The sequence below is a fragment of the Delftia sp. ZNC0008 genome (assembly GCF_000799035.1).
Lineage (GTDB): Bacteria > Pseudomonadota > Gammaproteobacteria > Burkholderiales > Burkholderiaceae_C > Comamonas > Comamonas tsuruhatensis.
On the sequence record NZ_JTKZ01000551.1, the window covers coordinates 1 to 330 of the forward strand.

Here is a 330-nt window from a genome sequence, read left to right on the forward strand (position 1 = left end):
CTGCTGCCGCAACCCGGCGGCACACTCAGCACCGGGGCCAGCCGGCCGCTGTCCGGCAGCCCGCGCAGCACGCTGGAGACGTCCAGCGCCACCCTGAGCGTGGGCTGGGAGCTGGACCTGTTCGACCGCCTGGGTGCCCAGCGCGATGCGGCCGTCTTCGAGGCCCAGGCCAGCGAGCAGGACAGGCAGGCCGTGGCCCTGTCCCTGGCGGCCACCACCGCCAGCCTGTACTGGCAACTGGCCCTGGCCAACGAGCGCCTGGAATTTGCGCGGCAAAGCCTGGAGTACACACGCCGCACCGGCGAGCTGGTGGAGGCGCAGTACCGCAGC

The 330-nt window shown here is 72.7% G+C and carries 1 protein-coding gene; it reads left to right on the top strand.

Going from position 1 to position 330, the window contains the following annotated elements; genetic code table 11:
• The coding region (locus L995_RS18360; protein WP_047472908.1) for a TolC family protein at positions 1 to 330 on the top strand (330 nt) is incomplete at both ends.